The following is an 8,119-nucleotide window of genomic DNA, read 5'->3' on the forward strand; positions in this document are numbered from 1 at the left end:
CAGAGGGGACGCAGGAGGCCCGACTGGGTCTGCTCCGCCTGATCGAGGAGTCGGTCGGTGACTTGCCCCAAGGGTGGCGGGACGCCTTCGTGGGCATCCCGCGCCATGCGTTCCTGCCCCAGGCGGTGTGGTTGCGTCGGTCGGACGGCGATCGACACGAGCGCTGCGAGCGTGACGAGGCCCCCGACGCTGGTGGTCGGCCGCGTACGCGAACGAGCCGGTGGTCGTGCAGGTGTGCGACGGTGGCGCGCCGAGACCGGGCGGGCCGGAGTGGCCGTCCTCTTCCGCGTCGCAACCCTCGATCGTGGCGGCGCATCTGTTGGCCCTCGAAGTCACCGAAGGGCACCGCGTCCTGGAGATCGGCACCGGGACCGGCTGGAGCGCCGGACTGCTCGCGTATCGGCTGGGCGATCGACACGTGGTGACCATCGAGGTGGACGCGGCGCTCGCCCGCGCCGCACGCACCCGCCTGGCCGCGCTCGGGTGGCATCCCACCGTCGTCTGGGGAGACGGTGCCGATGGCTGGGCCACCGGCGCCCCCTACGACCGAATTCTGTCGGGCGCGGCGGTGACCCACCTCCCGCCGGCCTGGATTCGGCAGTGCCGGCCGGGAGCCGTGATCGTCACGCCGTGGGCGACCGCCTGGACCGCCAACGGCACCCTCGTGGCCACCGTCGACGACCTGGGCCGAGCACACGGCCGCTTCCGCGCGGGCGGAGCGTTCATGCACCTGCGCGGACACCGCTCCCGGATCACCGACATCCGCCAGGTCGTCCTCTCGGACCAGGTCCCCGCGTCGAGCGGCACCACGCTGTCACCCTGGGACGTGGCCGGCGGCGACCCCGTCGCCGAGTTCGCGATCGGCCTGATGGTGCCCGGCGTCTGGCAGCACTGGGACGACGACCCCGACGTCGAGGGCGTACACACCCGCCTGTGGGTGGGCGACGAGGCCGGCACCTCGTGGGCGAGCGTCGACTACGACGGCCGGCGACTCGACGCCTTCACCGTGCGTCGACACGGACCGCGCCACCTGTGGAACGAGATCGAGGCGGCGTGGGCCCGCTGGTGCGCGGCCGGCCGGCCGAGCGTGGAGGCGTTCGGCTGGACCGTCTCCGCCGACGGCTCCCAGGAAGCCCGGATCCCCGACCCCACCTCCGGTGGGCTTCCGACCATGCAGGGTGTCGAAGCCCTGTCCTGGACGCTGTGAGCAAGACCGCGCCTTGCCGCTTTCGCTCCCGGGGGCGAGCCTCGCGGCGAGAATGCGGACCACGCAAGCATCCGATCCCCCGGAGGCGCACGATGCCCGACCCGCACAGCGGATTCGCGGAGCTCTTCGACTCGTTCGACACCGACGCGTTCCGATTGGAGACCCTCGACGACTACGGCCGGTCCGGCAATGTCGACGCCTACCAAGCGTTCCTCGCCGGAAAACCGCAGCCCGCCGACTACAACGCCCCCTGGCTCGCGAAACTTCGTACGCACACGGCGGCAGGCCGCCGCGTGCATCGGGTGCACGTGCTCACTCGCCCGCTCAGCCCCTATCTCCGCTTCGAACTGGGCTGGGGATACCGCAAAAACATGACGGCCGGTGAGGAGTTCTTCATCCTCGACGTCACCGAACGCGCGAATCCTCTCGAAGGAGTGCCGGACTTCTGGCTCTTCGACTCGACCACCACCGCGGTGATGAACTACGACGAGGACGGAGCCTTCCTCGCAGCCGATGTGTTGCCGCTCGACTGGTCGGGGGAGTTCTGCCGTCTCCGTGATCTCACGCTCGCCGAGGCCGTGCCGTTCGAGTCCTGGTGGGCCGAGTTCGGCGACCCCGCGCACTGAAGCCGTGGTCCGACGAAACATCACGACTCCGGCGAGGCAGGCGCGATGACGATCGTCGCGGCGGCGAACAGCGTCGGGAGGGCCGCCACCGTGAAGATCAACGGTAGTGGCACCCGGCCGATCAGGAGGCCCGTGGTCGCGGTGCCGGTCGAGGCGCCCGCGTTGAGTGCGGTGTTGACCCACGCGCCCACCCTGGTCCGGGAGTTCGCGGTCGCGCACGCGTCGGCCGACAGGTAGGCGGTGGTGATCGTCGGCGCCACGAAAGGGATCCGCAGCACGGCGGCATAGGAGGGAACCAGCGCGGGACGCGCGTCGGCACGAACGAAAGCGGGCTCGTCAGCCACGGTGTCGGGATTCCTCCGCGAAGTCGGCGCGACCCGGCCGCACCGAAAACCTGCGTGGACGCTCGAACGACCGACCCCGTCGACGGCGGCTCGGCCGGAGCGGTCCTACGCACAGAGGAGGAACATGCCCGGCAATCTACCAACACCCCCGCGATCTCGACCCGGTCCCGAGCCGGCCGACATCGCCCCGCACGCCCGCGGAACGCCCGAGTCCCGCGCTACTTCTTCGGCGCCGCGGTCAACCCCGTGCACGGCCGCAACGTCTCCCGGCGGTCCAGGATGCGCCTGGACTCGGCACCGGTCACCGGCATCGGCACGCCGCGCTTGTCGATCGAGGCCGGGGTGAACTTCTCGCCGACGACCTTGCCGTCCTTGATGGTCAGGGTCGCCACGCCGGTGTCGTTCGAGTTCGGGTACGGCGACGTGCCGTACCACAGGAAGTTGCCGTAGCCGTAGCCCACATACGTGTCACCCAGCCAGCCCGCGCCCTGCATCACGTGCGCGTGCGTGCCCAACACCGCCGCCGCGCCCGCGTCCGCGAGCTTGCGCGTCACGCTCTTCTGGTCCGCGCTCGGGCACTTGTCGCCCTCGATGCCCCAGTGCATGTACACGATCACCACGTCCGCCTGTGCCTTCGCCTCCCGCACCGCGCGCACCAGGCGGTCGGTCTGCAACGCGGTGGCTATCCCGGGCTTGGCGTTGCCCGCCTGGTAGAGCTGGTTGGTGATGTCCTGCACCTGGCTCGCGGCCAGGAACGCGACCTTGACGCCCTTCACGTTCTTGACGAACGGGCGGTACGCCTGCTCGGCGTCCTTGCCGATGCCGACCACGCCGATCGGCGGGTTCCGCACCGCGGCGATCGAGTCCTCCAGGCCGACCTTGCCGTAGTCCACGGCGTGGTTGTTGGCCATGCTGACCACGTCTATGCCGGTCGACTGGAGCTCGGTCAGCGCCTTGGCCGGGGCCCGGAAGTGGTACGTCTTGTTCTCCGGCGTGCCCCGCTCGGTGATCGCGCTCTCCAGGTTGAGCATCGCCAGGTCGGCCTCCGCGAGCGTCTTGCCGATCGGGCCCAGCGCGCCCTCGGTGCCGGCGTTCAGCCGCGACTGGGTGCGTTCGAAGAAGTGCACGTCGCCCGCGAGCGCGACGGTAATCTCCGTCCCGGGCGCGGCCGCGGCCGGCGGCGGCGCGGAGCCGGTGCCCGGAGCCCCCGAGGGGTCAGGCCTGCCGACCACGGGATCGGCGTCCGAGGCGTTCTTCGTCCTGCCCGACGAGTCGCCGGAGTCGGAGAGCAGTCCGCACGAGGCCAGACCGGCGATCAGCAGCGGAACGAGGCCGAGCGCGACGGTCCGGCGGCGGGGTATAGACACGCGGACAAGGTAGCCCAGCGACGTACGCGCCCGTACGTGCGCCGTGGCGTGACGAGGATTACCTCGTCCGCGTGCCACGCATCAGCCGTTCAGGGCCTCATAGACCCGGTCGCACAGCTCGGGGTGCATGTCGAAGTAGCCCTCTTCGTCCACCTCGAAGGCCCCGGTCCGGAAGCTCTCGGTGACCGTGCGCAACATCAGCGGGATCGACGCGTACACCATCGGCTCATCCGCGCCCTGCACGTAGCTCGCCACCTGGACGTCCGCGCCGTCCCAGACCGCCGCGTAGAAGTCGGCGGCCGGCGACACCAGCAGCGGCAGCCACTGCACGCCCTCCGGCTGGTCCATCTCGACCTCCTCGCGAAACTCCAGCGCCTCGGCCAGGCTGACCAGCACGTAGCCCGGTATGAACGACGCCTCGTCCACCAACTGGTCCGGCTCCTCGCGGGTGCCGTCCGCCCAGCCGAACCAGGAGACCAGTTCGGCGGGCACCTCGGCGCCCACCCGGGTACGGACCGCCTCTGCCGGCAGACCCGGCTCCAACAGGCGCACCACGGGGCGATCGAGGCCGACCAGCTCCGCCCGCACGGCGTCCAGGCCTTCGTGAACGGCGTCCATGCCACGTCCCTCGCGTTGTTCGTCTGCTTCGAATGCTTCGCGTCGCACGACCCGCGTCGATCGAGGGGCCGAGCCGAAGGGATCAAGCCTGACAGACGTTCGACCGATCGGCGCACGGTGCCTTGTTTCCGGGTTCGACGGGTAGCCGCCGAACAGACGGCCGGACCGACCGATCGAGCGAGGCATCGGCCAACCGGTCGCGGACCGCCACCGGACGACAAGGAGGGAGTGCGCGTGGACGCGTGGTTCGACCCGATCATGTCCTTCGCGGGTTCGCCGTGGGCCTACCTGATCGTCTTCCTCACCGCGCTCCTGGACGCGATGTTGCCGATCCTGCCGAGCGAGAGCTCGCTGATCGCGTGCGGTGTTTTCGCCACCGTCACGGGCTGGTCGCCCAACCTCTTCCTGCTCATCCTGGCCGGCGCGATCGGCGCCTTCCTCGGCGACAACATCACCTACGCGATCGGCCGGTGGGCCGAACCGTTCGCGAACCGGCACATGCTGAACGGCGAGCGCGGCCAACGGGCCCGCAAGCAGGCGGAACGCTGGTTGGCCGAACGCGGCGGCGCGATGATCGTGGTCGGCCGGTACATCCCCGGCGGTCGGACCGCGATCTCGCTGGTCGCCGGCATGGTCGAGTATCCGATCGCGCGATTTCGGGTGTTCACCGCGATCGCGGGCCTGACCTGGGCGATCTACGGCGTGATGCTGGGTTTCTGGGGCGGGACCGCCTTCAAGGACAGCCCGATCAAGGGCATCGGCGCGGGCCTGGCCACCGCCGCGGTGATCGCCGCGCTGGTCGAGGTCGTCCGCCGCGTCCTCGCCGCCCGCAACCGCCGCAGGCGACGCCGTGCCGGAGACGACGCGGACGGGCGTCCCGACGACGACGCGCCCGAGGAACTCGAACCTCACACGGCGCGAACCCGCCCGGTGGACCCACCGGCGCGCTGATCCGCCCGTGCGCCGCGGCATGTGGCGACCCGGTGCCGAAACGCACGAGGCCACCGGGATGCCCCGATGGCCTGGTGCGTGTCGCCTGGTTCCGCCCGCGTGCTGCTCGCGTTACGCCGAGGGGTACGGGAGCGGCAGGACCGCGCTCGTCGGGAGCACCTCGACCTTGAGGTCGGGGTCCGGGCCCGCGCCCTGGAAGCGACCGAACTTGGGCACCGCGGTACGGCGGTACTTGGTGGTCGAGTGCTCCGGGTCCTTGTCGAACGCGGGGATGACCTTGTCGCCGAAGAGCTCGATCATCTCGAGGTTCTCCTCGTGCGTCATGCCGTCGTTGATACCGAAGACGAGCTGGTCACAGCCCACGTTCTGGTACGCCTCGACCTGCTCGCACACCTCGTCGGGGGTGCCGACGAGCATGTATCCGCCCTTGATCAGCTCGTCGAGCAGCTCGTCGCCGCCCATCGAGAGGTCGAACGTGGGCGACGGCCAGGTGATCGCGTCCGCCGACTTCGGCATGGTGTCGTGGTACAGGTTCACCAGGGTGACCAGGTAGCCGCGACCCTTGCTGAGCGCGATCTCGCGGGCGCGCTTGCGGTCGGACAGACAGATGACGGCGTTCGTCATCATCACGTTGTTGTTCTGGTAGTCGCCGATGATCTCGACCGGGTTCTCGGCGGCTTCCTTGTATGCCTCGATGCGGCCCTTGAGGTTGTGGACCGGTTCGAAGTTGAACGCGATCGCGCCGATGCCCATCGAGCCGGCCTTGCCGAAGGTTGCCGGGTTGCCGCAGGCGACCCAGATCGGCGGGTGCGACTCGCCGTACGGCTTCGGGTGGATGTCGTGCGGGGTCGGCACGGTGAAGTGGTCGCCCTCGAACGTGTAGTCCGTCTGCGCCCACATTCGGGGGATCTCGCGAACGACCTCGTCCCACTCGGTCTTCGTCGAGTTCTTGTCCATGATGTTGAACGAGGCCATCTCGTGGCTACCCGCACCACGACCGGTGCCCCACTCGAAGCGGCCCTCGGTGATGTGGTCCATCATCGCGGCGCGCTCCGCGTAGCGGACCGGGTGCTCCTTGCGCGGCGACAGGCTGTTGATGCCGGTCGCCAGGTGGATCCGCTCGGTCTTCGCCGCGACGTAGCCGATGACGACCTCGGGGGCCGACATGTGGCTGTACTCGACCAGACCGTGGTGCTCGCCGAACCAGGCGTACTTCCAGTTGTGCTTGTCGGCCTTGATGGCCAATTCCATCTCGCGCATGAGCACGAGGTGCTCGCTCGCGCGATCGTGAGCGGCCGGACCGGGGGTGTACCCGTTCAGGAAGATGCCGAACTCCACGTGGAGCCTCCCAAAATCGCCTGGTTCAACCAGCGCTGCGTACGCCTGTATGAGGTCTGCGTACGGGACAGTATGCGAGCGTCGGCCGGAACTTTGTTTACACGTGGCTAACGTCACGTCAGATGTCAGGCGCCGCCCGGGACATCGAGCTGACGCATAGTCAGATCCTCTCGCGGCAAAGGCCGAAGATCCAGCGGAACGGCCCTTTGTGGCCCGCGACACCCCTGCTGCGACCGCGCGGAAGCGCCCCGATGAACGCACCGGAAAACACCGACCGGCCCGAAATCGAAGGGTGGTCGACAATCACCGCCGCGCTTTTAGGGCAAGATCGTTTCGACGGGCGAAATGGGGCGCGTTCAAACCGCCTTGGTACGCGCCAACAACAAGGTCACGTCGTCCCGATGACCGGTCAGGTCGGCAAGCCCGAACAGGCGCTCGGCGGTCGCCTCCAGATCCAGGCCCCGGCTGCGCTCGAAGCGGTGCGCGAGCCGTTCCATACCCCGATCCAAGGACAACTGCGGTCCCTCGACGAGCCCGTCGGTGACCAGCACCAGGGTCTCCCCCGGGGCCACGGTCAGCGTCGTGCACGCATAGCCCTGATCGGCCAGCATGCCCAGCGGCAGCCCGCCCTCGACGTCCTCGATCCGCGGCGTACCGGCCGGATCCGCGAGCAGCAGCGGCGGGTGCGCGGCACGCGCGACCCGGAGGCTGCCGGTGGCCGGGTCCAGGTAGGCCAGCGTGCAGGTGGCGTAGGCCGGGCCGGGGAACCGGTCCAGGAAGTCGTTCACCAGGGCGAGCGTCCGGCCGGGGTCCGGGGTGACCACCGCGTACGCGTGCAGCAGGGTGCGGATCCTGGCCATGATCGGCGCCGTGCCCGCGCCGTGACCCTGGACGTCGCCGACCACCAGCGCGACCTGGCCGTCGTCCAGCGTGAACACGTCGTACCAGTCGCCGCCCACACCGAACTCGTCCTGCGCGGGCCGGTGCCGCACGGCCAACTCCAAGCCGGCGACCGGCTCCGGGTGGGACGGCGTCACGCCCGCGCGAAACGCCTCGGCGAAGTCGCGGTACGGCGGTGGCGGGACCGGCTCGGTGCCCAGCGCGCGAGTGACCCGGCCGGCCACGTCCGGCGGCATCCCGCCCGCCGCGGAGGCCGCCGCGGCGTCGGCGTACCAGTCGGTACGGATCGCCATCAGCGTGTGCGACTCCTCCTGCCACGCGTCCGTGCTGACCGTGAGGCTGCCGTCATCGCCCTGGTACACCCGCCAGGCGGTCGCCGGATCGTAGCGGTGGTCACGCGTTCCCGACGAAACCAACAACCGCCCGGGCTCCGCACCAACCGCACCCATGCGCCCTCCTCCTCACACCCGACCGACACAAGTCCCAACGCCCAAACCCCCCCAAGGCAACGGCCACTGCGCCGAACACCCACCCGAACCCCGCACCCGACCCGCCCAGCGCTCGACGACAACCGGCCCACAACCCAACCCAACCCGCCCTGCACTCGAGGACAAGCAGGCCGCAACCCAAACCCAGCCCGCCCGGCGCCCGAGGACAAGCAGGCCACAACCCAACCCAGCCCGCCCGGCGCCCGAGGACAAGCAGGCCACAACCCAACCCAGCCCGCCCGGCGCCCGAGGACAAGCAGGCCACAACCCAACCCAGCCT

8 protein-coding genes are annotated in these 8,119 nt (G+C 69.9%); 3 read left to right on the forward strand and 5 right to left on the reverse strand.

Features of this window, described 5'->3' with window-relative positions; genetic code table 11:
- The first annotated feature begins 232 nt into the window (after positions 1-232).
- Complete coding sequence (locus ACZ4FV_RS12125; protein WP_465322587.1) at positions 233-1,207, forward strand: methyltransferase domain-containing protein; 975 nt, start codon at positions 233-235, stop codon at positions 1,205-1,207.
- Positions 1,208-1,299: 92 nt separating this feature from the next.
- A complete protein-coding gene (locus ACZ4FV_RS12130; protein ID WP_465322572.1) occupies positions 1,300-1,833 on the forward strand; it encodes a DUF6879 family protein in 534 nt (177 codons plus the stop codon).
- A 20-nt stretch (positions 1,834-1,853) separates the two neighbouring features.
- Here ACZ4FV_RS12130 and ACZ4FV_RS12135 read toward each other — a convergent pair whose 3' ends face one another.
- The 3 genes from ACZ4FV_RS12135 to ACZ4FV_RS12145 form a co-directional block, all read right to left on the reverse strand.
- Entirely contained in the window at positions 1,854-2,177 is a 324-nt protein-coding gene (locus ACZ4FV_RS12135) for a hypothetical protein (RefSeq protein ID WP_395864539.1), read from the reverse strand.
- A 218-nt stretch (positions 2,178-2,395) separates the two neighbouring features.
- Complete coding sequence (locus tag ACZ4FV_RS12140; protein WP_395864541.1) at positions 2,396-3,544, reverse strand: CapA family protein; 1,149 nt, start codon at positions 3,542-3,544, stop codon at positions 2,396-2,398.
- Positions 3,545-3,625: 81 nt separating this feature from the next.
- A complete protein-coding gene (locus ACZ4FV_RS12145) occupies positions 3,626-4,162 on the reverse strand; it encodes a hypothetical protein (RefSeq protein WP_395864543.1) in 537 nt (178 codons plus the stop codon).
- 234 nt (positions 4,163-4,396) lie between these two features.
- On the opposite strand from ACZ4FV_RS12145, the gene ACZ4FV_RS12150 reads away from it, so the two are divergent.
- Entirely contained in the window at positions 4,397-5,113 is a 717-nt protein-coding gene (locus ACZ4FV_RS12150; RefSeq protein WP_465322573.1) for a DedA family protein, read from the forward strand.
- A 111-nt stretch (positions 5,114-5,224) separates the two neighbouring features.
- Here the strand turns inward: ACZ4FV_RS12150 and ACZ4FV_RS12155 are convergent, their stop codons facing one another.
- On the reverse strand, positions 5,225-6,451 hold the full coding sequence (locus tag ACZ4FV_RS12155) for an LLM class flavin-dependent oxidoreductase (RefSeq protein ID WP_395864547.1): 1,227 nt from the start codon (positions 6,449-6,451) through the stop codon (positions 5,225-5,227).
- A gap of 356 nt (positions 6,452-6,807) precedes the next feature.
- Positions 6,808-7,800, reverse strand: a complete 993-nt coding sequence (locus ACZ4FV_RS12160) for a PP2C family protein-serine/threonine phosphatase (RefSeq protein WP_465322574.1) — start codon at positions 7,798-7,800, stop codon at positions 6,808-6,810.
- Positions 7,801-8,119 lie beyond the last annotated feature (319 nt).

This window comes from Embleya sp. NPDC025285 (assembly GCF_055558835.1).